2 protein-coding genes are annotated in these 610 nt (G+C 43.0%); both read left to right on the plus strand.

The features are described 5' to 3' along the window. A partial coding sequence (locus tag HL054_RS22140) for a hypothetical protein (protein WP_369141291.1) occupies positions 1 to 200 on the plus strand: 200 nt, incomplete at its 5' end. 35 nt (positions 201 to 235) lie between these two features. Next, positions 236 to 610 (plus strand): hypothetical protein (locus HL054_RS22145; protein WP_369141292.1); only part of this gene is annotated, 375 nt, incomplete at its 3' end.

Here is a 610-nt window from a genome sequence, read left to right on the forward strand (position 1 = left end):
AAACTGTTAAGGTTGCGAAAGCCGCGATTCTGGGCGTTATCGCTGACCGTGACGCGGTAGGCGTGGCAAATCTTGACCGCCGCACCACAACCGCTTACAACGCGAAAGCAGAGTTCTATAACTCATGGTACAAAGCTGACGCGGGTTATTATAACGACCTCTCAGAAAACTACGTTGTTTTCTTCATTGGCGAGAAGTAATAGCCAGCGGCGTAATAAACTGGCTACCCTTCGGGGTGGCCTTTTTTATAGGTGAAATAATGAGACTTGAACTATACCACGTTAAAGACGCGCCTAATGTTATTGGCAAAACTATTGAAGTGCCTATTAAGATGGACGTTTTATTTAAACGCTCAATCGACGTTATTAATCCGCAACTGGTATTAACCGACCCGCAAGAAATCGGGTTCATTGGGATTAACTATTTATACTTGCCAGATTTGAAGCGTTATTATTTCGTGGATTCTATTGAAAACATCGCGGATAATCTCTGGTTATTAAAATGTTCGTGCGACGTTCTGGAAACGTATAAAGCCGACATTCGCTATTCGTATGCCAGTTGGAAACGCACTATTCAGACGGGCGATTGTATTGATTTAAGTCTGGATAAA

It is taken from the genome of Modestobacter versicolor, assembly GCF_041028285.1.
GTDB lineage: Bacteria > Actinomycetota > Actinomycetes > Mycobacteriales > Geodermatophilaceae > Modestobacter > Modestobacter versicolor_A.